17 protein-coding genes are annotated in these 25,000 nt (G+C 57.2%); 7 read left to right on the top strand and 10 right to left on the bottom strand.

The window, feature by feature from the left end; genetic code table 11:
- Window positions 1-58: 58 nt before the first annotated feature.
- A complete protein-coding gene (locus AC0YNU_RS14350; protein WP_475757564.1) occupies window positions 59-916 on the top strand; it encodes an AraC family transcriptional regulator in 858 nt (285 codons plus the stop codon).
- A gap of 90 nt (window positions 917-1,006) precedes the next feature.
- Here AC0YNU_RS14350 and AC0YNU_RS14345 read toward each other — a convergent pair whose 3' ends face one another.
- The 4 genes from AC0YNU_RS14345 to AC0YNU_RS14330 form a co-directional block, all read right to left on the bottom strand.
- Window positions 1,007-1,777: a transglutaminase domain-containing protein gene (locus tag AC0YNU_RS14345; RefSeq protein WP_475757562.1), complete on the bottom strand. Its 771-nt coding sequence runs from the start codon at window positions 1,775-1,777 to the stop codon at window positions 1,007-1,009.
- Between the two features lie 602 nt (window positions 1,778-2,379).
- Window positions 2,380-3,087 carry a general stress protein gene (locus tag AC0YNU_RS14340; protein WP_475757560.1) on the bottom strand — a complete coding sequence of 236 codons (708 nt, stop codon included), beginning with the start codon at window positions 3,085-3,087 and terminating at the stop codon, window positions 2,380-2,382.
- Window positions 3,088-3,222: 135 nt separating this feature from the next.
- Entirely contained in the window at window positions 3,223-4,218 is a 996-nt protein-coding gene (locus tag AC0YNU_RS14335; protein WP_475757558.1) for a zinc-binding dehydrogenase, read from the bottom strand.
- Window positions 4,219-4,249: 31 nt separating this feature from the next.
- Window positions 4,250-5,200: a zinc-dependent alcohol dehydrogenase gene (locus AC0YNU_RS14330; RefSeq protein ID WP_475757555.1), complete on the bottom strand. Its 951-nt coding sequence runs from the start codon at window positions 5,198-5,200 to the stop codon at window positions 4,250-4,252.
- 198 nt (window positions 5,201-5,398) lie between these two features.
- On the opposite strand from AC0YNU_RS14330, the gene AC0YNU_RS14325 reads away from it, so the two are divergent.
- Together AC0YNU_RS14325 and AC0YNU_RS14320 are read left to right on the top strand one after the other, a co-directional pair.
- Window positions 5,399-6,229 (top strand): helix-turn-helix transcriptional regulator, encoded by an 831-nt coding sequence (locus AC0YNU_RS14325; protein WP_475757553.1) that lies wholly within the window; start codon window positions 5,399-5,401, stop codon window positions 6,227-6,229.
- 929 nt (window positions 6,230-7,158) lie between these two features.
- Window positions 7,159-8,028 carry an aldo/keto reductase gene (locus AC0YNU_RS14320; RefSeq protein ID WP_475757550.1) on the top strand — a complete coding sequence of 290 codons (870 nt, stop codon included), beginning with the start codon at window positions 7,159-7,161 and terminating at the stop codon, window positions 8,026-8,028.
- Between the two features lie 259 nt (window positions 8,029-8,287).
- On the opposite strand, the gene AC0YNU_RS14315 is transcribed toward AC0YNU_RS14320, so the two are convergent.
- A complete protein-coding gene (locus tag AC0YNU_RS14315) occupies window positions 8,288-10,438 on the bottom strand; it encodes a right-handed parallel beta-helix repeat-containing protein (RefSeq protein ID WP_475757548.1) in 2,151 nt (716 codons plus the stop codon).
- Window positions 10,439-10,643: 205 nt separating this feature from the next.
- On the opposite strand from AC0YNU_RS14315, the gene AC0YNU_RS14310 reads away from it, so the two are divergent.
- From AC0YNU_RS14310 to AC0YNU_RS14295, 4 genes are all read left to right on the top strand, one after another.
- Entirely contained in the window at window positions 10,644-12,992 is a 2,349-nt protein-coding gene (locus AC0YNU_RS14310) for a helix-turn-helix domain-containing protein (RefSeq protein ID WP_475757546.1), read from the top strand.
- An 800-nt stretch (window positions 12,993-13,792) separates the two neighbouring features.
- On the top strand, window positions 13,793-14,722 hold the full coding sequence (locus AC0YNU_RS14305; RefSeq protein ID WP_475757544.1) for an ABC transporter permease: 930 nt from the start codon (window positions 13,793-13,795) through the stop codon (window positions 14,720-14,722).
- Between the two features lie 119 nt (window positions 14,723-14,841).
- Window positions 14,842-15,684 carry a carbohydrate ABC transporter permease gene (locus tag AC0YNU_RS14300; protein WP_475757980.1) on the top strand — a complete coding sequence of 281 codons (843 nt, stop codon included), beginning with the start codon at window positions 14,842-14,844 and terminating at the stop codon, window positions 15,682-15,684.
- Window positions 15,685-15,821: 137 nt separating this feature from the next.
- On the top strand, window positions 15,822-17,396 hold the full coding sequence (locus AC0YNU_RS14295) for an ABC transporter substrate-binding protein (protein ID WP_475757542.1): 1,575 nt from the start codon (window positions 15,822-15,824) through the stop codon (window positions 17,394-17,396).
- A 110-nt stretch (window positions 17,397-17,506) separates the two neighbouring features.
- On the opposite strand, the gene AC0YNU_RS14290 is transcribed toward AC0YNU_RS14295, so the two are convergent.
- From AC0YNU_RS14290 to AC0YNU_RS14270, 5 genes are all read right to left on the bottom strand, one after another.
- Window positions 17,507-18,376: an NAD-dependent epimerase/dehydratase family protein gene (locus AC0YNU_RS14290; RefSeq protein WP_475757540.1), complete on the bottom strand. Its 870-nt coding sequence runs from the start codon at window positions 18,374-18,376 to the stop codon at window positions 17,507-17,509.
- 190 nt (window positions 18,377-18,566) lie between these two features.
- Window positions 18,567-22,973: a fibronectin type III domain-containing protein gene (locus AC0YNU_RS14285; protein ID WP_475757538.1), complete on the bottom strand. Its 4,407-nt coding sequence runs from the start codon at window positions 22,971-22,973 to the stop codon at window positions 18,567-18,569.
- A 327-nt stretch (window positions 22,974-23,300) separates the two neighbouring features.
- The gene (locus AC0YNU_RS14280; protein ID WP_475757536.1) at window positions 23,301-24,182 is read right to left on the bottom strand and encodes a TolB family protein; all 882 of its coding nucleotides are present in this window, start codon (window positions 24,180-24,182) and stop codon (window positions 23,301-23,303) included.
- A 28-nt stretch (window positions 24,183-24,210) separates the two neighbouring features.
- Window positions 24,211-24,423, bottom strand: coding sequence for a helix-turn-helix domain-containing protein (locus tag AC0YNU_RS14275; protein WP_475757534.1), 213 nt, complete (start codon window positions 24,421-24,423; stop codon window positions 24,211-24,213).
- A gap of 10 nt (window positions 24,424-24,433) precedes the next feature.
- Window positions 24,434-24,916, bottom strand: a complete 483-nt coding sequence (locus AC0YNU_RS14270) for a DUF2975 domain-containing protein (protein ID WP_475757531.1) — start codon at window positions 24,914-24,916, stop codon at window positions 24,434-24,436.
- Window positions 24,917-25,000: the final 84 nt, after the last annotated feature.

The raw sequence follows: 25,000 nt of genomic DNA, 5'->3' as shown, positions 1-25,000 counted from the left end.
AGGGAGAATCGAGTCAAGTTCGGGGTATATTGAATCAAATCATACGGGGGTGAGGCCGATGGCCGAAAATACGCGGTATACGCATGCGAACTACATTCACCCGGAAGAGCAAATCCGCATTCATCGCCTGAACAATGGCCAGTATAGATCCGTCAGCCTGCACGGGCATGATTTCGCGGAACTGCTCTACGTCCGTTCCGGCAAAGCGGTTCACCGGCTGAACGATAAGTCTTTTCGCGCGGGGGCGGGGGATGTGTTCGTCATCCAGGCCGGGGACACGCATGCCTTCGAGCCGATCACGCCGCATTTTGAATGGATAGATTGCATGATCATGCCGGGTTTCGTCGACTACGACGTGAGTTCCCTGTTCTCCAATCGCAAGTATTATGCCAGCGACGGCATGGAGATCGAGTATCTCATGCAGGCGATGCTGCGGGAATACGAGGAGAAGAAGCCGGCTTACCTGATCAAGCTGAAGGGCTACCTGCTCGCGCTGCTGGCGGAGCTTGGCCGGCAAGGCGAGCAAGCAACGGAACGCGACTACGCCAGCCGCAAAAAAACGCGGCTATTGCAGGAGGCGGTCGAATACGTCCACCTGCAATACCGCGATAAAATCAAGCTGGACGACGCGGCCGCGAAGCTCGGCATCAGCCGCAGCTCCTTGAACCGGTTATTCCGGGAGCAGCTGAACGACAGCTTCGCCGGCTTCGTCAATGCGTACCGGCTGGAGCGCGGCAGCCTGCTGCTTCGTTCAGGCGACGCGCCGATTCGGGATATCGCGCTGGAATGCGGCTACGCCGACGGCAAGCATTTTCGCACCCAGTTCCGCCGCCGATTCGGCATGACGCCAGGCGAATACCGGCGGGCCGCCCCCGCTGGCGCGGCCGTGCGCATCTCCGAACGGGAGACGGAATAACCGCTGCCGACTACTGCCGAACACTTTCGAATCATTCTAGAGGCTACTGCCGACAGCGGATACAGAGGAGGCAGCAGCTATAGCAGCTTGCTACAGCGATTTCCATTGATGATCCCGCTTCATCTCCGCATCCGTCTTCAGAAAATACGTCTCGCCCGCAATGCCCGGACGGTCGGGAACGGGATCATCCCATGTCGCATCCATGTGATACCATTCGCCGTCGATGCGGACGAGATTCCATACATGGCTGCCGGAGGCTACGGTGCCCTCTACGATCTTGGACTCCAGTCCCGCATAGGCCATCATCCGATGAGCCAGCAGCGTGTAGCCCTGACACACCGCGGAGCCAGACATTAAGGCGTCGTAAGCCGTGTAGCGCTGCAAGCTCGTGTCGTACGCTACATGCGTGACGATCCAGTCGTGGATGGCCCGCGCTTTCTGCCGGTCGGTGGTCGCGCCTTTCAAGATGGCCGGCAGCGTTTGACGGATCCGCTCGTCGACCGCCGCCGTCTCCAAGGCGGATTCGCGGTAGGTGACCGACAGTTTGATTTTGGCCGAAGTGCCCCATGTCCGTATGGTGTAGAGATACGACTCCACGTTATAGGCGGTGTAATCGTCCTCGGCGAACGCTTCCTTGAGCAGCGAGCCGATTCGCTCGGACAGCTCTTCGCGGTTCCCGCCGTATTCGAAGCTGATGTCGGTATCCCTCTCCGCCAGCCTGTCGGCGATGGAAGCGCGCAGCTGGTCCAGCGTCAGTTCGGGCGGCGACAGCGAAAAAGAAGCGGATCGTCCGCCATCGAATCCAAGTGCCGCATATACGACCAACGCCGCGAACCCAATTACGAACAGCCAACGCTTCATTCGCCTTCCCCGCCTTCCGCATCCCGAATGTACCTCTATTATAACCAGTATATGGAATGCTTGAACACGTTAGTCCTACGGATGTCCCAAGACTGATGCCGATAAGCTCAGGCGCTGCCTATGACAAAGAAGCCGACCCGGTCAAGGTCGGCTTCCCAGCATGTCGAGAAAATAGCATAATCGCGGAACTCTTTGGGGTTGTTAAGTGCCGATGCACGCAATTATAGTCATGCTTGGAAAATGAACCTAAACACCCTGCAGCTAACGGTTGCGCGGATGGCTAATCGCTTTCAAATGCTCCTTTTAGTTAACCAACGGTTGTCAGGAGGCTTATTGCGAGATTTTCCCGTGTCAATCAGCCCACCTACGCCCAATAACGTCAGTCGGAACCGTTAGCGTTTATTTAGCTGTATTTGTTGTGGAATAGCAACGCTGACAACCGTAAAGCTCCAGCCCGAATGCACGTTGCATGATTGGCTGCTTTCGCCGCTTACTGAACTCCCTTAAAATACAGCGGTTTCTCTGTATGATGAGAAGCCGACCCGTCAAGGTCGGCTTCCGTTCTTGATTGCTGATTACAACCGAAGTCTGCCGCAGCGCTCTTAACGCTGCCTGAACGTACCTTCCGGTCCGGCGCCGATAACCGGCGTATCGTCATAAACTTCGCCGGTATTGGCATCGATCTCCCGCGAATCGAGCATGCCGCCGCGGTTCCGGTTCCGGTCCGCACGCAGGCCAGCGTCGCCGTACGATGCTGCATCCACAAGATCTTCGCGGTCTTTGCCGTCCATGCGAACGTACATATCCGAGTTCAAGGTGCCGTAGCGGCGGAAAACATCCTGCGCCAGATTTCGTTGCGCGCCGACCGCTTCGACCAAGACCAGCAGCTTATGATCGTCGACATAATCGCTGTAAAGCTCCGCTTCTTCCTTCGGAATGCCGAGACCGATCAACCCGCCGACCAATCCGCCTGCTCCCGCGCCGACTGCCGCACCCGTGATGGTAGCTACGATCGGTCCCGCGGCCAGCAGCGGCCCGATGCCCGGAATCGCCAGAAGCCCCAGACCCGCAAGCAGGCCGGTTACGCCACCGAGCACACCGCCGGCTGCGGCACCGGTCAATGCGCCATCCGGCGCGTTCGTTCCCGTTTCCTCCTGAATAGCACTCATTTCATCCTTGCTCCGACTAATAACCGATATCTGATCCGATGTGTATCCGATGGATTTCAAGTCCTCAATCGCCGAGATTACCGCTTGTTCCGACTCAAACACGCCTACGACATGCCGATAGCTGTTTAATGGTTTCGTCATGATCTTCAGCCTCCCGAATATGAGTAATGGATCTAGCAAGCTCATACTCTATTTACCCAGAAGACGAAGTTTTAAAGACGCCCGTCCATTATTCTTAGCCTAACGCGCATTAATCTCAGCAAACCGCCATTGCAATTACCATTCCAGCACGACGCCCAGGCATGGGCTTCCTTTCGTCGATATCAGCTCCCAGGCCTTCGCGGCGTCGCTCGCCGAATAGCGATGCGTAATGAGCGATTCCGTCTGCAGCCAGCCCTCGGAGATACCCCGAATGGTCTCGTCCATGCGCGGCGTGCTCCAGCCCGACGGCGTATGCAGCGTGATTTCCTGCTCGCGAAGCGTCTGAATGTCGATCGTTCCGTTCTCGCCAAGATAGCCTGCCGAGACGAGATGGCTGTCGTGCTTCATCAGCGGCTGCAGTCGGCGGAACGTATCGAGGCTTCCGACCGTGTCGACGACGATGCCGATGGAAGCGCCGGCGCCTCGAAGCTCGGCTGCGGGGTCGGCGATGCGCCCGTTCAGCGGAACCGCATACCCGCCGGCTTCCGCCAGCCGCAGCCGCTCTTCCCGATGCCCCAGGATGTATACGGAAGCACCTCGCTTATGCAGCGTCTGCGCGGCCCATTGTCCGACCAGCCCATCGCCGATCACGACGGCGGTCTCGCCGCGTTCTACCGGCGGCCGGCTGCCGCAGTTGTAGCCGACCTGCGTCAAGACGGCGCCGGAGTACGCAATTGGCGGCACGTCGCCTTCCGGCAGTTTCCATACCTGGCCTCCGTCGGTCACCGCCGGATTGACATGCCCGGCAAAATCGAAGTGCATCCCTTTGATCCAGCTTACGGATGCAAATACTCGGTCCCCCGGCTTAATATGCGTGACGGCGCTGCCGACCTGAACCGCTCTGCCGACCTTCTGGTAGCCCGCCGAAATCGGAAACGGCCACGGATCGCCGGGCTTGTAAGGCACCTCGCCGGAGATACGCTCTCCGCGCAGGAAAGACGATTCCGTACCGATGCTGATCCATGAATATTCCACCTCGACGACGACGTCGCGCTCGCCGGGTTCCGGTATCTCCACCTCTCTGAACGAGACTTTATTGCGATCGTCGAATACGACGGCTTGTGCTTTCATCCCGGTTTCCTCCTCTTTAACATCTATTCCCTTATTCAGCCATCTCCTGCGGATCGAAGCAAATCTTGACCGCTCCCTGCGCCTTGAGCACGTTAACGGCCTCCGTGTAATCGCGGAACGACATTTGCCGAGACTGCAGGCATTCCGTATTAAACGACGGACGGGTCAGCAGATCCAGCAGCAGTTCGCGGTACCGTTCATTCACCGGCCGCCCCCTGAACGATTCCAGCTTAAGGCCGCCTCCCCAGAACGAATCCCGGAACGCCAAGCTGCCGCGAAGCACGCCGAAAATAACGACATGCTCGTTCGTCCGATCCAGCACGTTCTGTACGGATGCCGCAGCCCCGACGCAGTCATAGCCCAGATCGAAGCGCCGGTCGCCAAGTTCATCCGCATGGACGGCCGTTCCGATGCCGAGCGCGTTCACCGCATCTACACGCTCTTGGCTGACATCGATGGCCGTCACATGCGCGCCCCATAGCGCGGCAACCTGCATGGCCAGCATTCCAGCCGGGCCGAGGCCTGCGATCAGCATGCTTTTGCCTCTCAGATCCGCGAACTGGTCGAGCCCGAACACGATGCATTTCAAAAGCTCCGTCGACACGGCCTTCCGGTCGCTCACGGAGTCGGGCAGCTTGAGCAGATCCCGCTCCCGGTAAGCCAAATATTGCGCATATGCGCCTTGCCCCGGGAACAAATGCTCCAGCGCCGCGACGCGGTCGCCTGGCTGGAAGCCTTGCACGGAAGCGCCGACCGCCTCGACGACGCCGACCGCCTCATGTCCGGGAAAGCCCGGGGGCAGCGGATAGTCCGGGCCGCGGGTCGCGTCGAACATATCCTTGCCGCCGAGCATCGCGATGTCCCATCGTGGGCATGTCGCGACGAGATGAATGCGGACCAGCACCTGGTCGTCCATAATAGCCGGAATCGGAACCTCGACGATTCTGTGCTCGCCGACGCCGTCAATTTGCAATGCTTTCATGAGCTGCTCATCTCCTTGGATTCCGCGCACTTCTTCGTGCCGCGGATGATACCCTAAGGATAAGCGCTTTCATTGCCGGAAGTCTTTGCACTCTATTGTCCTCCTACTGAAACAGCTGATCTTTTCGCCGTATACAGCACTGCAATTGCGTAGTATCATTTGCACATCATTGACATTACATCTAAGGGAGGAAACGTCATGAAGCTCAGGAGCAACGGATTCGCCGAAGCCGTCGGCAGGATCGGGGATCGCGCCGGAGGCGTCCACCCTTATTGCGAGCTGCTCTGCATTCTCGAAGGGGAGGCGGATCTCGAATGGTCCGGCGTCACCTACAAGGCGGACGGGACGGCCCTGTTCGTCATTCTGCCGAACTCGCCGCATCAGCTCGTTCAGCGCTCGCATTCGCTGCGCTACTGGTATGCGGAGTTTCATACGGAAGATTCGGACCCGCTCCCGGCGGTAGATGTCATCTACAAATGGAACGGCCTGCAGGGCGCCATCGACTGGGATGCCGCCCCCTATCCCGCGCTGCTGGCAGCTTTCCATGCCGTCGGCATGCTCATGAAAGCCGAGGATGCGCTGCCTTGGGACCTGTTCCGGGAGGCGCTGCTATCCGACTTGCGCAAGCTGCTCATCTTGATCGGCAGCGGCGCCGCGGCGCGCGAGCCCGCACCTGCCCGATCTTCCGGCGAGGCGCTTGCGGCGGAGGTGCTTCGCTTCCTGGAGTCGGTTTTCCCGCAGCCGATCACCCTGCAGACCATCGCGGACTACACGCACTATGACCCTTCCTATCTGGTTCGCTTGTTCAAGCAGCAGACCGGCAAAACGCCGTTCGGCTACCTGAACGAGCTGCGGCTGAATGCCGCCGCGGAATATCTGCTCCATTCGGAGATGAGCGTGCAGCAGGTTTCGCAAGCCTGCGGCTTCCAGAGCATCCACTATTTCAGCCGGTCGTTCAAGCGGCGCTTCGGCTTGGCGCCGAGCGAATGGCGGCTGGCCAGGCGATATCAAGAGCCGGAGCTGTCGTAGCGGCGGCGGAAGTGGCGAATGCCTTCAGAGCGAAACGCGGCGACGGAAGTGGCGAATGCCTTCAGAGCGAAACGCGGCGGCGGAAGAGACGGATGCGTTAAAAGCCGAGACGCTGTGCCGAACCCGGTGCGGATGCGGCGCCAGAAGCCGACTCGGGATCGCCGTACCCGCGGCAGACGTTACCCGGCATATGTTGCTCCCCTTCAGCTGTCCCCGAGGGCCGATGTCCTACCATGGCATTCATACAGACAACTTCCCTTCTCTCGACATAGGATATACAGAATCGAACGAGAGAGGAGTGAACGAGATGAGCTACATGCACCCCATGAACAATGTCAGCCCAGCGAACGCAATGAACCCGAATTCGGATCATTTCTGTCCAGACTGCCCTACACAAACTGTCTATGATCCACCTGTCACCTTATATGAAGATTACTACCACCCGCAATTGGTGAACGTCGTCCAAGCGGTAGAGGTTGTCAAACAACATCACTGCTGCCCGGTTTACCACAAATCCTGCGTTTACACCGAGAAAGACGTCATGGTCCGCGTTTCCAGCAAACGCGCGAAAACGTCCTCCAAGAAACCGGCTTCCCGTACTCGCACTCGCAGCAAAAAACGCTAATCTATCACTAGTCCCCAATATCGCAGCCTAGCTGTCCTAGTAGACGCTCGCGTATACGCAGTTTGTTCATGAAGAATAACCCGGCGCCTTGCGCGCCGGGTTATTCTTTTTTGCCTGGGCCATGTTCGGCATGCACCTCACGAGTCCGCTGTAAACCGACTCTATTTCTACTAAGTTGTCTCAGCCGGCAGCCCCTCTGATTTGCTTTTGCCGGGCGGCTGGACTACAATCTTGGCACAGGGCGACAACCCGGCTTCACAGGCAATTGAATAGGAATCTTTCATTCGAATCGGAGGGAATCTCAATGACAATTCAGCAACATAACGCTGCCGCTTCCGGCACGTATGCAATCGGCGGCGAGCTCACCGTCAACCGTCTGGGCTACGGTACGATGCAACTGACAGGTCCCGGCGTCTGGGGCGATCCGAAGGATCCGGACGAAGCCGTCCGCGTCTTGAAGCGGACAGCCGAGCTCGGCGTGAATTTCATCGACACGGCCGATTCCTACGGTCCGTTCACCGCGGATTTGCTGCTCCGCAAAGCCCTTCATCCGTACAAGGATGATCTTGTTATCGCGACCAAAGCAGGCCTAAGCCGTTCCGGCCCTAACGACTGGCGTCCTCTGGGCCGGCCGGAGTATTTGCGCCAACAGGCGGAACTGAACCTTCGCCATCTCGGACTGGAGCGCATCGACCTGTTTCAATTGCACCGCATCGATCCGAAGGTGCCGCTCGCGGAGCAGCTCGGAGAGCTTGTCCTCCTGCAACAGGAAGGCAAAATCCGCCACATCGGACTGAGCCAAGTAAGCGTGGCGGAGCTGATCGCCGCGAGCGAGATCGCCAAGATCGCTTCCGTCCAAAATTTGTACAACCTCTCCGACCGCAAGTCCGAGGACGTGCTGAACTACGCGGAAGCGAACGATATCGCGTTCATCCCATGGTTCCCGCTCGCGACAGGCGCATTGGCCAAGGAAGGCGGACCGCTTGACGCCATCGCGAAGAAATACGATGCCAAGCCGTCCCAAATCGCGCTGGCCTGGCTGCTAAAACGCTCCAAGGTCATGCTGCCGATCCCGGGTACCTCGAGCGTCGCGCATGTGGAGGAAAACATCGCAGCGGCTGGCATTACGCTCAGCGACGAAGATTTCGCCGAGTTGTCCGCGCTCGCGAAGTAAACGGACCCGCAGGGAGGGTAGCCGGTTGGAATTCGATCGTAAGATCGAATCGGTTGGACGAATTCGGCACCGCTGCCGAATTCGGCCCGCGAATAAGGGGTGTCCCAAAAAGCCGTTGGCTTAGGGGCACCCCTTATTCGTTCGCCTGTCGATTAGTCCGCCATGTGGTGCACCCAGTGCACTACATCTCGCTCATTGGCCGAGTTTCGGCCCTTATCCGTTTGCATTTCGCTGGCTTCTCCTCGCGCATCCGCTGCGTTCAGTCTTTCGTCTCCAACGCCCGCCAGCCCAACGACCACACCGGCGAATCCGGGCTGAAGCGGAATTCCCCTCGCTCGGGTTCCTCCAACAACGGCGCAACTGACAGGGTATGTTCATCGAACCGCCCGCCGAGAAAGGCACGCCACTCCTCCCAAGCAATCGGTACTTTCCCGTACGTATCGCCGCCGCGGAAGCCGCTTACCGTCGGAGCCTCGCCGTCCGAGCGGTAGAACAGGTTGAAGTCCGCCTCCTTCAGCCGCTCGTCGCCCCAGTTGATGAAGTGATACAGCTGTTCGCCGGAATCAAGGACGACATTGCGGCGCACGGTCAGATCGCGATTCGGTTCGTCGGCCATTTCCTGCGTTCCGATCGCCGCTTTGGCGCCGTTGCGGACGAGCAAGTTATTCTCGATGACGTTGTCGACCCCTTTAGCGAAAATCACGAACCAAAGCGAGCCTTTACCGGAACCGTATAAATCATGGACCACGTTGCGGGATACGAGGAAGCCGTCCGCGGCGTCATCCAAATAAATGCCGTAGCCGACGGAGAAATAGATGCCGCTGTCATGGAACCGATTGCCGACGATCTCATTGCCGAGTCCCGCGCCCCATGCCTCGAACATGCCGCCGTCCTGACTGTCCTTCATCACGTCCGAAATGTCGTTGCGGATGATTCGATTATTTCGCGCATGGAGCAAATCCCAATGGTTCTCCCACGTAACGGCCGTTCCGTAATACGCAGGCTCCATCGCTTTGTACCGAAGTCCTTTGAGCGAGATGCCGTACCGCGGCATCCCGCTGATGACGTTGCCGTCGATCGTGCAGTTCCCGCTCTGATACAGTTGAATGCCCGTGCCGTGACCGATCAGCTCGCCCCCGGTACGCACTGTATTGCCTGCGATTACATGCCCGCGGTTAACATCGGATTCCGCCACGCTCCCAAAATCCCCCTCGCCCGGAGCGAAGCCGATCGCATAGATACCGTTGAACCCAAGATGCTCGATGACGTTGTTCTCGATTCGGATGTCCGCGCAGTGCCTGTTCAGGAGGATGCCGCTGAGGCCCGCGTGACGCAGAACGCAATCCGCAATCGTGATACGCTCCGCGTTCTCCAGGCGAACGAGCGCCTCCCTTGCTTCCATGCGCTCCTGATTAGAATCCGGCATCCGGTAGGAGGGAACGAAATCCGACATTTCTATCGTCAGCCCACGGAATTCCAGGTGGCGAACGAATTCGTCTCTCGACTCCGTTTCATCTATCATCCCCGTTTCATCCAGCAACCCTGCTTCGCCTACCGAACCGGCCCGTCCCAGCGGCCCTTCGCCGCCGACGATATCGATAACTCGCTTCATCAGCGGCAGCACGATATCCTGCTTTTCGATCGGCAGCGAGCGCGGCATGTAATACAGACAGCCCTCCCGCTCGTCCCGGTAAAATTCCCCGCCTTCCGTCAGCAGCTCCCGCGCCCCTTGCAGCCGATAACGCGAGCCTTTGTCGATGCCCCAAGGCGCGGGATCGTGAAAGGAAACCGTATCCTTATCCCAATCGACGGCAGCGACCGGCTTCGTCTCCGAGAACCAGTTCCACTCGCCTTCCCCCGGCCATATGAACACTTTCAAGCCGCTGTTCGCAGCATCCTCAATCGGCGGCACGTCGCCGCGATCGAACCGAAATCCGCGTCCATCGCCGCTGTCTCCTTCGCCTTTGCCCGCCACCACGTAATACCCCTGCTTCGGGCTTCGCGCCTCGTAGGCTCTCTCCCCATTCTCGAACAGCGTATGCCCATAGGAACGGAGCTCCTCGACACCCACGAAACTGCGATAGACACCGTCTCCTGCCGGCTCCCAATCCGTAAGTCTGCGTCCGCCGCATATGACCGGCGCGCTGCCCGGAAGAGCGCAGTAAGCAGTGCGGCCCTCGCCCCCAGCCCCGGAATCCACGGCCGTGAACGTCAGCGGCTCGTTCAGCAAATAACGGCCTTCCCCTATCCATACCTTCACCGGACCTGCATGCCCCGAAGCCCGTTGCTGCCTGACAGCGTCCCGCGCCTCCGCAAGGCTGTTCCATGGCCGCAGCTGCGAGCCGTCCCCGGTTGTGTCCCCATGTATTGAACTTACATAAAATTCCAACTTGGCATTCCTGTCTTCCATCTCCGTCTGCTCCCTTCTTTGTCTATAAAAGCATGCCAAAGTCCTGTTCCGGCGCCAACTGCGCGTTTTGGCCAGCACTGCTGCGAGGGCTGTGAATTTCATCAATTGCTGCGCAGGGATTCGCAAATATCATAGTGGCAATACACGCGCCCGTGTGTAATGCTAAGAGTAAACAGTCTAGTCGTTTGAGGGGGACATAGAAAAGATGAGAATGCTGCAATTCTACAAATCCAAGCGCTACTTGCTGCGCATGCTGCTTTCCATTTCAATCTTGCTCGTCATACTCCTGTCACTCTCCTCAGCCGTTATTCATTACAGCGCGGAGCACCGCGTGCTGCAGATACAGCGAGAAGCCAACGGCAAGGTCATGAACCAAATCAATCACAACTTGACCTTCATGCAGGAAATCATCAACAATATCGCCTTGTCGCTCTATAATGACGAGCGGTTTTATTTTCCCCTGATGTCCACCACGGAACAGGAAGACATCGATCTCATCTACTCCATCAATCAGTTGAACAAAGCGATGGATTCCCAGTCGTTTCTGCATTCCATACTCGTGTACAACGGGCACAGCGACAAGAGCTACGCTCTAGGGCCGCTCGCGGACCGCATGGAACAAAGCTATATGGCCGGCCGGCTGGTCGAAATGATCAAGAAGCCCGAAAAGCTGCCGCAATTGCAGCTTATTCCAATGAACTTCAGCGGCCGCGCGAATACGGTCGACTTCTTCTCCGTCGTTATCTATGAATCGTTCACGAGCATGAACGACCGTGAAAGCGCGATCGTGCTGAACGTCAAGCCGGAATGGGTCTTCGACAACCTGAAAGTCGTAAACGGCTTCTCCGCGCCCAATGAATCCAGTATTTTTCTAATGGACAACGATGGCCGCTTCATCCTCTCCGGCGACGAGAAAAATTTGCCCGAACTGAACGATCTCAGCTATGCCCTGAGCAGCGATCAATCGCACGGCGGCGAGAACTTCGGCTTCTTCTCCCATAAATTCGATCACCAGGGCAAAACGATCGTCAGCTACCTGCAAATGGGCGTATCCGGATGGAAGGTCATCGGCGTGCAGCCTTATGACGCCGTGCTTGGCGGTGTCTCTCAAATGAGAGAAACGTTCACGATCGTCATCATCAGCTTCCTGCTGCTTGCCGTAGCCTTCTCGTTCGCACTCGCTCACAAGCTGTATCGCCCGATCGAAGCGCTGCTCTCCCGCGTTACCCGGCACGGCGGCGTCTCCTTCGAGGACGCGCGCGAACCGATCCGGGACGAATTTGCTTATGTCGGCAACGTTTACGGGCGAATGGCGGAGAAGCTGGTCGTCGTGACCGACGAGAAAGAGAAACAGAAGGAAATCGTCCGCCATTCCTACTTGCGAAGCATTCTGACCGGCAGCTCTTCCTTCAGTCGCCATCAACTGGAGACCTGCATCGTCAAATACGAAATGAAGCTGGATCCGGCAGGCCCGTTCCTGGTCGTCGTTGTCAAAACCGACGATTATGCTTCGGTCCTCTCGCGCACGAGCGAGTCCGAGCGCCAGCTGTACGCGTTTGCCACCGCAAATATTGCCGGGGAAATATTAGCGCCGCTAAAGATCTCCTGCGAAATGATCGATGCGCGAAGCGACCATCTCGTGCTGCTGCTCAGCGGAGGCGCGCTCGGATCGGAGCTGTTGGAGCTTCCCGACCTGCTCCGGCAGCTGCAGGACATCGTGCAGCAGTACTATAAAATATCGCTCTCGCTCTCGTTCAGCGAAATCGAACGCTCGCATGAAGCCATCACCGAACAATATGCAGACGCGCTGCATTATGCCATGTATAAGATCTTGTTCGGCAGACGCTCGCTCATTACGCCGGATCTCGTGAGACCGAATGTAGCGCATACCGAGAACAACGTCTCGACGGAAGCCGAGAAGAAGCTGACAGAAGCGATCAAGACGAACGATCTTAACGCCATGGAAGCCAGCGTGAAGCTGCTGCTCGCCCCGCTGCACGAATGTCATTATGACCGGATCATTCATGGCGTGCTGCATGTGGTCGACGTCATCAAGACGACGATTCGCGAGATCAATCAAAATCGGATTTCCGCCCTTCCCATCGATCTCAGCGCGCTCAGCAGGCAGGTATTGGATCAAGAGACGCTTTCAGACATCTCCGCCCTGCTCATGTCCACCCTTCTTGATATTCACGAGAAGCGCCGCGGGGCTGAACAAGACACGAACTCCGCGCTGATCGAGGCAATCAAGGATATCATCGAGACGCAATACGCGGACATGAATCTCAGCCTTCAAGGTATCTCCGCAACGCTCAAGATGACTTCCGCTTACGTCGGCCGCATGTTCAAGCAAAGCGAACTCGTCTCCGTCAGCGAATACTTGAACGAAGTCCGGCTGACGCGGGCACGCGAATATTTGGAGACGAAGAGCTTCAGCATCAAGGAAATCATGGAGCTCGTCGGCTACGTGAACGAAAGCACCTTCTTCAAGCTGTTCAAGAAGAAGTACGGCGTCACGCCGAAGGAATACCGCCTCAAGAGCAACATCGGCTGATAAGCCGGATGCTGCCGAGATGCTCCCTAACTTAAAAGGCCTTCCGGCGATTTATGCCGGAAGGCCTTTTTGCGTTTGTTCGTGGCAGCGCGTCTGCTCTTGGCCGCCGCTCGCAAATTCCCTGACCGTCAAGCACAGTCAGCATGCCTTGCGCTGACTAGCCACCATGGCCGATTTTGTCGAAGTTTCGGATGCGCCTGCTTATCAAGGGTACCGGAAAGCTGCGCATTCTTCACTATATAAGGCTATGCTCCTAGGTCATCCGAAGGATCTGTGCATGTTGTACAAGACTCGCCGCTATAATCGGCTCGCAGCACGCTTCTACGTCAACATGGTTGTATGTATTTCGAAGCTATTCCTCCGAACGACCCCGATTTTGTTGTACAAAATACAAACTGAGCCCGCGAAGACAAGCCCCGCGCCTGCAGTTGCTGGAAGAAGTCTTCCAACTGCGGGAAGTTCCTTCACGATCTCTAACCTCGCTGCGCTTAGAACTCTAATCCCCCCTTTCTCTCCTTCAATCCCCGTCTCCGCCGATTTAGCGAGCATTTAAGCAGTCTCAGCAGTCGCTTAAATGACGACCTTCCAAACCCTCAGCTACCTCCTCACCACGTTCAGGTTACGTGCTATACCCCATTCTAGGACCAATGAATCACCTATTCTTCGCATTCTGAGCAGTCAATCGCAAAAATCATAGTGATCCGCGGACGAATTTGACGTTTCCACAGTTGTCGCCACAGCCGCCCCGATGCCATGATGGGTTCACGGACACCGTCCAGTATTTCCCCGGAGGTAAAGGCATGATCAAACAACGCAAGCCACGATCGGAATGGTACCATCTGAAGAAAAACTCGGAGCTGCTCCTGCTGCTGCTGCCGGGCGCGCTGCTCATCCTCGTATTCGCTTACCTGCCGATGTTCGGAGTCGTCCTTGCATTTAAGGACTTCCGGTACGATTTGGGGTTTTGGGACAGCCCTTGGGTCGGCTTCCACAATTTCAAATTTTTCTTCGTCTCGGATACGGCTGCTCTCATCACACGCAACACGGTCGCGTACGGTCTGACGTACATGATTCTCACGACGGTAATCGCGCTTCTGTTCGCCATTCTAATGAACGAGATGAGCAAACGCTGGCTGCGGATCCACCAGACGGCGCTGTTCATTCCGTACTGCCTGTCCTGGGTCGTCGTCGGCTACCTCGCGCTAGCGCTGCTCGACACTCAGAACGGCTACTTGAATAAAGTGCTGGAAGCGCTCGGCTTCTCGACGCATATGTGGTATCTGGAAACCGCACCATGGCCGTACATTCTGATTTCCGCTTATCTATGGAAGAACATCGGCTTCTCCACGCTCGTCTACTTCGCGGGCATCATGGGAATCAACCAGGAGTATTACGAAGCCGCTAAAATCGATGGCGCGTCCCGCTGGCAAATGGCGACGAAAATCACGCTTCCGCTGCTGTCCACGTTGATCACGGTGCTGCTGATCCTGAGCATTGGGCATATTTTCGTCGGCGATTTCGGCTTGCATTACTTCATCCCGAACGACTCCGGAATGACGATTCCGACAACCGACATCATCGACACCTACGTGTATCGGGCGCTTCGGGTCAACGGCGATATCGGCATGTCAACGGCCATCGGCTTGTACCAGTCCGTCGTCGGACTCGTGCTCGTCATCGCAGCCAATTTCGTGGTCCGCAAAATCAACGACGAGAATTCGCTTTTCTAGAAAGGAGCACCGCCATCATGAACACGACGCCGCAAGCGCTGTCGGCCAAATCTCGATCCGTCAGGGAAACCGGTACGCGTAAGGAACCTTTTTCGCTCGTCAACCTGCTGTCGCATATTATGTTTGCTTGCATTACGCTCGCCATGATCCTTCCGTTCATTCTCGTTATCGCCATATCCTTTACGAAGGAATCGTCGATCGTCGAGCACGGCTACCAGTTCTTTCCGAGCGAATATTCGGTCAGAGCCTACCAGTATATATTCGAAGCGCCGACCATCCTGCTCCGCGCCTACGGGATTACGATTATGACGACGGTCATCGGCACGCTGCTGTCGCTGCTCGTCACGGCCATGCTCGGCTACGTCACGTCGCGCCGCGATTTCCGCTATCGGGGGCCGACCTCCTTCTTCATCTTTTTCACGATGCTGTTCAACGGGGGACTCGTACCCTCTTACATTCTCATCAAACAATACCTGCATTTGGACGATACAATATGGAGCATGATTCTTCCGTTCCTCGTATCGCCGTTCTACATCCTGGTCATGAAAGGCTTCATGAGCAAAGTGCCGTTCGAAATCATCGAATCCGCCAAAATAGACGGCGCGCGGGAAATCCGCATTTTCTTCACGATCGTCCTGCCGCTGTCGACGCCGGCGCTCGCGACGCTCGGGCTGTTCCTCTCCTTCGGCTTCTGGAACGCCTGGTTCCCGGCCCTGCTGTATATCGATAACGAGAAGCTTATACCGATTCAATTGCTGCTCGTCCGCATGCTGCAAAAGCTGGAGTTCCTGACGAGCGGCAGCGACTTCTCGAGCCAGTTCGGAATCGACGTCAGCAAGTTCCCGTCATTATCCGCCCGCATGGCGATGGCGATTCTGGCCGGCGGCCCGATGGTCTGTATCTTCCCTTTCTTCCAGAAGTATTTCGTCAAAGGCTTAACCGTCGGCTCACTCAAAGGGTAACCGACAGCCAAATTCCGTTTTCATATCTAATGCCGGCTCCTAGGAATAAAGGGGGGTTACGTTGAAATAGTATTTCTGCCGGCATTAGCGTTGAAATAGATAAAGAACCATTTAACCATTACCAAGGAGGTCTATCCATGAAAGTTTGGAAACGTTCTATGGCCCCGCTCGTGCTGGCCAGCCTGATGATCATGCTTTTGGTAAGCGCTTGCGGCAATAACAATAACGGCGGCAATACCGCAAACGGCGAAAATACGCCGGCACCGGCCAACAATGCGAATAAAGACACGAACGCAGCCGCGACGAACGACACCAACGAACCTGCGAACGAGCCTGCCAAGACAGAAGAACCGCCCGTCGAATTGACGTACTATTACATCGTCTACGAAATGCCTGCCGACCAGCAAGCGGTCGAAGATGCGATCAACGCGTACATCAAACCGAAAATCAATGCCACGATCAAGCTGAAACCGGTTATGGAAGCAGGCTACAAAGATAAAATCAACACGATGCTGGCAGCCAACGAAAGCTTCGATCTCCTATGGACATCCAACTGGGGCGGCGGCGACTACGACAACAAAGTGGCCAAAGGCGCACTCCTGCCACTCGACGATCTGCTCGCCAACGCGCCTGCTCTGAAGGACGCGATTCCGCAAATCGCTTGGGATGACACCCGCGTCGACGGTAAAATCTACGGCGTGCCGAACATGCAAATCGCCGCTAAAGCCGAAGGCTTCGCGATTCAAAAACGCTTCATCGACAAATACAACATCGACGTGAACAGCATCAAAACGCAGCTGGATATCGAACCTGTCCTCAAAACGATTCACGAGAACGAGCCGGACATTATCCCGATCGCGAATACGTCCAACATGTTCGACTTCGGCCGTCAATACGGCTATGCCGCACAAGGATATAAGATCGGCGATCCGGAATACAAAATCATCGATACGATCGACAAACCGGAATACAAAACGTTCCTGGACACGATGCGCAAATGGTATACATCCGGCTACATCTACAAGGATGCCGCAACGATTAAAGGCGATCAACTGGTAGCGCTGCTGAACACGGGCAAAGTCGCCGTGGAATGGAACACGACCATGAAACCGGGCGGCGAAGCCGACGACAAGAAACGCTTCGGCAACAACGACGTCGTCTACGTCCGCGTCTCCGAGCCTGAATTCACGGGCGTCCGCGCGACGATGAACTCCGTCAGCCGTACGTCGAAGAACCCTGAGAAAGCACTGGAATTCCTGCAGCTGACGGCAACGGATCCGGAGCTCTTCAACCTCATCACGTTCGGCATCAAGGACAAACACTACACGATGGTCGGCGACAACACGATCAAAATCAATCAAGACGGCGGCTACAAAGGCGACCAAGGCTGGGTATTCGGTAACGTCCTGATCGGTTACTTGAAGGAAGGTCAAGCACCGGATACATGGGAGCGCACGAAGCAGCTGAACGAAACGGCCAAACGCCCTGAAGTATCGGGCTTCAACTTCAACATCGAGCCTTACAAGACGGAATCCGTCAACATCTTCGCCGTCTCCGAACAGTACGGCAAGGCGCTGACAACCGGCTCCGTCGATCCAGCCAAGGTACTGCCGAAATATGCAGCCGCGCTGAAGAAAGCCGGCGTCGATAAGCAAACGGCAGAGAACCAAAAGCAGCTTGACGAGTGGCTGAAAGCGAACGGCAAGAAATAAGCCGACACGCCTAAGATGAACAAGAGCAAAGGCCCTTCAATTCCACGTTTCTTGTGGGATTGAAGGGCATTTTGCGTTTTAATCGTAGTTGACAGCCATAGCATCCGAATTCAGCTCTCCCGTTTCCCGCCGAGCACAGCCGGAAACCCTTCACGCCATGTGCCGTAGCGCGGCCGCCAGCCTTGCCGAACCGCCTTGCCGTTCAGCGCACCACGCTCCCACCCCGCGCTTCCGCCCTGCTGAACAGACGGCGCAGGCGCGCCGACCAAGTCCGCATATACAGGCAGCCACTCGGTGCCGGCAGCAGGTTCATGGTCGACGATATTATAGATGCCCGACGGCCATTCGAGCGCCAGCAAGGCAGCGCGGGCTGCATCGTCAACATGGACGAAGGAGCTGATGCCGGCCGTTGCGGGCACCTTCCCCTCCCGCACCTGCTGGGTCATCCAACCTTCGGCAGCGTACCAGGTTCCTTCGCCGTACAGCAAACCGTAGCGCAGGATAACCGACTCCGGCAGCTCGGCTGCAGCCTCCTCCATGCTATGGACGCTGCCAACCGTCATTCCCCGCGGATCCGGCGCTTCCAGATCGAGGGGATCCGCTTCCACTGCCGGTTCATCGCCCGGCACATAAACCCACGAGATGCTCTGCACGATCATACGGCGGACGTTCGATGCTAGCGATGCATCCACCAGATTGCGCGTTCCTTCCCTGCGAATTCTCGCATTGTCCGCGAAGTTTCTCTCCCCGAGCGCGGTCAGCTGATGAATCACGGCATCGGGCTTCGCATCGCGAATCGCGGCAAATACGGCATCCCGGTCATAAACATCCGCAATGACTGATCTCGCTCCTGCTTGCTCTAGTACCGCGGCATGCTCCGGATTACGAATCATGCCCACGACTTCATGTCCTGCTTCGATCAGCAGCGGAATCAGCGACCTGCCGATCACGCCGCTTGCGCCTGCGACTACGAATTTCATTTTGAATCAGCCTCCAATGCGTGAATGGATATTTCCCCGCCAGCCGCGGTTGGACAAGTCTGCCAATATACTCTGTCTCCCATTGTGGACGCTTCCGTCCGGCGATGCAAGCCTCTGCCGGGCTGCATGATCCCGAACAACAAGAAAGGCGGCCCGCAGAGGGACCGCCTTTCCCATATTCAATCTTGCCCTAGCTGCCGCTCGTCAACGAATAATCGTCGAAGAAGAACGTGCCCCGCATGTCTTTGAAATACGTGTAGATTCGAACTTTAGCCGTATTCGCCGGGGCGGTATACGTTCCATGTACGTTCACGAACCCGGAGGTCGTCGTCCCGTTGTACGTCGTGATCGTGTTATCGGCCAGCTGATTGCCGGAGGCGTCGTAGAACTGCACTTTGAACTGAAGCGTGCTGCCCGTGTTCGCAGTGATATTCACATAACCGTCGAACGTATAGGACGTTCCGGCCGTCGCGTTCACGTCCTGGTACCAGCCGAACCATGGCCCGGTGTCCCCATTGATTCGAATCGACGCGGAGCCCGAGCGATAAGTCGACGTGTTGCGCGAGACGTAGTAATCCTGCTCGTAAGTCCAAGCGGTAGGCCGGTAGTTGCCGTCGTCCGTCTCGAAGCCGGCATTGGTCAGCAGATTGCCGCTGCCCGAAGCCGCGTTCGTCGTCACGCTCAGCGCGCTGCTGGCCGCCGAGACGTTGCCCGCCGCATCCTTCGCTTTGACCGTGAAGCTGTATGCCGTGCTTGCCGTTAGGCCTGTCGCTTGGAACGTCGTCGCTCCTGTCGTGGAGCCTGCCAGCGTCGATCCACGATAGATATCGTAGCCCGTTACGCCAACGTTATCCGTCGATGCCGTCCACGACAAGTCGACCGTCGTCGACGTCTTGGATGGCGACGTCAAGCCTGTCGGCGTCGACGGCGCCGTCGTGTCTGCTGCCGCGTTCGTCGTCACGCTCAGCGCGCTGCTGGCGGCCGAGACGTTGCCCGCCGCATCCTTCGCTTTGACCGTGAAGCTGTACGCCGTGCTTGCCGTTAGGCCCGTCGCTTGGTACGTCGTCGCGCCTGTCGTGGAGCCTGCCAGCGTCGAACCACGGTAGATGTCGTAGCCCGTTACGCCCACGTTATCCGTCGATGCCGTCCACGACAAGTTAACCGTCGTCGACGTCTTCGAAGGCGACGTCAATCCAGTAGGTGCCGACGGTGCCGTCGTGTCTGCCGCCGCGTTCGTCGTCACGCTCAGCGCGCTGCTCGCTGCCGAGACGTTGCCTGCCGCGTCCTTCGCCTTGACCGTGAAGCTGTACGCCGTGCTTGCCGTCAAGCCTGTGGCTTGGAACGTCGTCGCGCCTGTCGTAGAACCGGCCAGCGTCGTGCCCCGGTAGATATCGTAGCCCGTCACGCCCACGTTATCCGTGGATGCCGTCCACGACAAGTCGACCGTCGTCGTTGTCTTCGATGGCGACGTCAAGCCTGTCGGCGTCGACGGTGCCGTCGTGTCCGCCGCCGCGTTCGTCGTCACGCTCAGCGCGCTGCTGGCGGCCGAGACGTTGCCCGCCGCATCCTTCGCTTTGACCGTGAAGCTGTACGCCGTGCTTGCCGTCAAGCCTGTGGCTTGGAACGTCGTCGCGCCTGTCGTAGAGCCGGCCAGCGTCGTGCCCCGGTAGATATCGTAGCCCGTTACGCCCACGTTATCCGTGGATGCCGTCCACGACAAGTCGACCGTCGTCGTTGTCTTCGATGGCGACGTCAAGCCTGTCGGCGCCGAAGGTGCCGTCGTATCCGCCGTACCGCCGCTGCCGTCCGTCGTCAGCGAGAAATCGTCGAAATACAACGAGCCGCGCAGATCCTTCATGTAGATATAGACGCGCGCCTTCGCCGTGCTTGCTGGCGCCGTCCGGGTACCGTTGACATTGGCGAACCCGGTATTGTTGCCCGTCTGCGTCGAGAGCAGATTGTCTTGCAGCACGTTATTCGATGCATCCAGGAAGCGCAGGCGGAATTCGATCGTCGCGCCGTTGTTCGCCGACGAATTGAAATAGCCGTCGAACGTGTAGGCCGTTCCCGCCGTCGCCGCTGCATCCTGATAGAAGCCGAGCCACGGGCCGCTGTCGCCCGTCATCTTCATCGAGGCCGTGCCGCTGCGTTTAACCGCCGTATCGCGATAGCAGAAATAATCGTTCTCGCAAACCCACAGATCCGGCTTACCATTGCTGTTGCTCGTATCGAAGCCGGGGTTCTGAAGCTTGTTGACCGGAATCGGAGCGAGCGTCGTCACGCTGATCGTGCCGCTGGCCGCCGATGTATTGCTGCGCGCATCTCTTGCTTTTACATAGTAGGAATAGGTCGTCAGCGCCGTCAGCCCCGTATCCGTGTACGTCGTCGCGGTGCCGCTGACGGTGCCCGCAAGCGAGCCGTTCCGGTAAATATCGTAAGCTGTCACGCCGACGTTGTCCGTCGATGCCGTCCACGACAGGTTTACGGAGATATCCAGCTTGGATGGCGAGGTCAGTCCCGAAGGCGCCGTCGGAGCCGTCGTATCCGGCGCATTGGTCGTCACGCTCAGCGCGCTGCTTGCCGCGGATACGTTGCCGGCATTGTCCTTCGCCTTAACCGTGAAGCTGTATGCCGTGCTTGCCGTCAGCCCGGTTGCGGTATACGTCGTCGCGCCGCCGGTGGAGCCGATCTTCGTGGAGCCGCTGTAGACGTCGTAGTCCGTTACGCGGACATTGTCCGTCGCCGGGGACCAGGACAGATTGACCGTCGTATCCGTCTTCGAAGGCGACGCCAGGTTCGTCGGTGCCGTCGGCGCCGTCGTATCCAGCGCGTTGCAGCCTTCGCATTCAATTTTGACCGCGATGTCGCGGCTGAAGGCCGGCACGTTGTTCAATACGAGATTGCCGCCAGTCGCCTGAATGCTGGTCGTCGCGCCATATGTGCCCGTGTACGTATTATAATAGGCAACGTTGTAGTAGTTGTTCGGCATTGGAATCGTGAAGCTCATGCCGCTGACGGTTCTCGGACTCGTCACCGTGTGGTTGGCCTGCGTGTCGTTGATCCACAGGTACGCGCGGGAATTGTCCTTGAAGCCGCCGACCTTCGTGCTGTTCGACTGCAGGCCGTAGTCCACGAACGGCATGCTGATGAGATGATCCTCCTCCGGCTGCACGAAATTGGCGAGCTGCGTATAGATTGTTTTGAAATTCGACGGCAGCGCGAAGCCGGTTTCGAAAATCCACCACAGGCTGCCGCCCGCTGCCCCGGCCCGGAAGATCGGACCCCACAGCGAGTTATGCATATACTCGTCGATGGTCGGATCCGTCGTCTGATCCGTATCTACTTTGCCGACCTCCCCGATGAATGCCGGCTTGTTCGGCGCCAGCGTATGAAGGTTGTCGATCTGCTGCTCCCACGCATCCACGACGCCCGCGCTGGAGTCGTACCGGTGCACGTTCGTCGCGCTGAGCGTCGTCAACGTCTCCCACGACTGCTGTCCGGAGCCGGCATGGTCCTTCCATGCGAAGCTCGTCGTCGTCGGGTGATGATAGAAGTCGAGGCTCTTCCAGTAGTTATCCATCGTCGCGTGCCAGCTGGCGCGAATGGCCGGCGTCGTGTCGACGCGGTTATCGGATTCGTTCCAGTATTCCAGCATGCCGAGCCCGCGGCTGTAGCCGAAACGCGCGAACATGTAGCGGAGAAGCTTCTTCTGGTACGCGATCGCAGTTGGATTCGTCCAGAAGTCCGCATTGTTCTCGGAATACGTGGACGGACCGCCGTTCGCTTGGTTGTAAGCGTTTACGTTCCATTGATAGTACATGTCGCCGAAGCTGTTCATCGTCAGCATAATGTACACGCCGTTGGCTGCCGCGGTATCAAGCATCTGATCCACGCGGGCCTGATTATCCAGCTGATACTTGCCGATGCCCTGATAAGGAATCGTCAGTCCTGCTTCGTTGGCGGTAATCGGCCCCCACTCCGGCGCGAAGCTGCTCCACCAGCAGGAGTACCAGACGCGGAGAAGGTTCATTTTGGCAGGCTTCAAATTCGGAATTTCCGTCGTGACCGCGACCGGGTCGGACGTATTGTTCCAAGCGAAGTTCGTGCCGAGAAGCGTCAGCTGGGAGCCGAAGCTGTCGGCGAAGCGGTCGCCCTGCGCCGTCATGAAGCCGCGGTTGTTCCCGGGTCCGCCTGCCGTAAAGGTATACGCCGAAGACGTGCCCGTACCGCTTGCGTCCGTGACGCTCAGGACGACGCTATGAACGCCCGATTGCCTTGGGGAATAACGGACGGCCCATTTGGGCGAAGAGTCGGACTTGTAGAAGCCCGGAACGGTCTCGACGGCGCCCGAAGGCGTCGTGAACATCGCGCTCACGCTGACCTCGTCGGGATTGAAGGGGTTCGTATACGTAGAGCTTAAGTTAAACGCGATTTCGAACTTGTCGTACATCGCCGGCGTCGTCGTGTTCAGCGTGACGCTGCTGAACGTCGTCGCGGCGGATACCTGATGATTGGCCAAAGGCAGACTGCCCAAGGCAATCAGGAAGCTCATGATCATGATAAATAGCGGCTTGTGCATGATTCCCGTTCTGCGCATGAATGTTCACTGCTCCTTTTCGTTTGGATAGCGCGACAATCCATCGAGTCCGTTCTGGGATGCTGTTCCTTTGCTGCTTCTTGCGCACCTGTCCGTGCTGTCTCCTCATAGTCCTCCCTTCGTCGTTGTGGTTCCCATTCTCATCGATTAAGGACGGAATCGCAACCTAATAAAGCTGAGATGTTCACCCCTTAAACTAGTGATACGGCGATTAATGATCGTATTCACGATGATTTCAGTCCTCCCGCATGCAAACAAAGCGCGGCCGCCCGCCTGCAGCGAACGACCGCGCTCTTATTAACCGCCTTCGTCTTGCCCAACCTTCTTCTACTCCCGAAACCGATAGCTGACAAAAGCGAGCCGGCGGCTGTCGGGCGACCACGAATTCACGTTGATCGTCCCTTGTCCTCCGAACAGCCGCGCCAAGCTCCGGAATTCTCCGCCTTCGCTCGACATCAGCCGAAGCTCGACCTGCTTGTTGGGCGGATGGTCGCCCGGTTCAACGTCGCCCTTGCGGTAGACGATGTAAGCGACGCTGCGGCCGTCCGGCGACACATGCGGGAACCAGCTGTTGCTTTCGTCAAACGTCATCTGCGTCTGCTCGCTGCCGTCTGCGTTCATGCGCCACACCTGCATCAGCCCGCTTCGGGTGGAATTGAACCAGATCGATCGGCCGTCGGGCGAATATTCCGGTCCATCGTCGAGTCCCGGCGTATCCGTAAGCTGCGTTTCAGCGCCGCCCTCTGCCGGAATGACGTAGATATCGTATTGTCCGTTCCGTGCGGCACAGTAAGCCAGCGTCCTGCCACCCGGAGACCAGCCGTGCAAGTAGCTCGGCGCCAACGGCGTAATCAGCGTTGGGGTGCCACCTGCCAGCGGAAGAACATAGATGCGCGACTGACCGTCCTCCTTCGTATGGTGACTGACCGCAATGCGCGAATTATCCGGCGACAGGACATGGTCATTGTTGCAATGAATCGCGAAGCCCGTGTCGATGACCGTGGACTCGCTTGTCGCAAGCTCGAACGAATAGAGTCGTCCCCCGCTGTTATAGATGAGCCGGTTCCCGTCGCTCGTCCAGTTCGGAGCCTCGATCAGATGATCGAATTCGGCCAGCGTCTCGCGTTCGCCCGTCGCGACGTCGATTGTTTCCAGAATACTGATGACTGTGCGCGGTACCGACGTGTTCTCTTCTTGAGTCGTAGGCATAAGTTCGTACGTTCCTCCTCTTGATCTGCTAGGTTTCGTCACCCTTGTATTCTAATAGATCGCCCGGCTGACAATCCAGTGCTTTGCAAATCGCCTCCAATGTCGATAACCGGATCGCTTTGGCCTTGCCGTTCTTCAAGATCGAAAGGTTCGCCATCGTAATGCCGATTCGTTCCGACAGCTCGGTTACGCTCATTTTCCGTTTGGCCAGCATCACGTCAATATTGATTATAATTGCCATGTTCTTCACCTCAGACCGTCAAATCATTCTCGGATTTTATATCGATTGCTTCTTTCAGGAGCCTTTGAAGAACGGCAGCGAAGAAGGCGATGACCAGCGATGCGAAAATCAGCAGCATCCCGATGACGATGACGCCCGGGGAATCGTCTCTCTCCGCGAACAAGTAGAAGAGCGGCATGCCGAGCACGTACAAAATGCTGCATGCGATCGCGCAGGATTTGATATTCTTCAGCGCGCGGACGGATAAGTCCGAGAAGGCGATGTTCTTATCGATATAGCTTAGCAGGCGAAACGATTGATACAGCGCCAAATAAAAAGGGATCGCCGACGCGTACAGATCGATGTAAATGAGCACTCTCAAATATCCGTGACCCGGATACAATTCTACCGCATAATTCGCGATCGGAGGAACCAAAAATATGCACATGGCAAGAATCGGAATGCCAAGCAGAATCAGTGTTGCCTTCAAAAAGAGCGTTGTCCCTCGTTCCATGCAAACTCCCTCGCTTATCAATGATTTTAAGCTGAATGTATCATATTTTTTATCGTTATACAATATATAATTAGCGAATTTAAA

The sequence above is a fragment of the Paenibacillus sp. J31P316 genome (genome assembly GCF_056269105.1).
The sequence above is the reverse complement of the archived record's forward strand: the minus strand, read 5'-3'. Positions and strand labels throughout refer to the sequence as shown.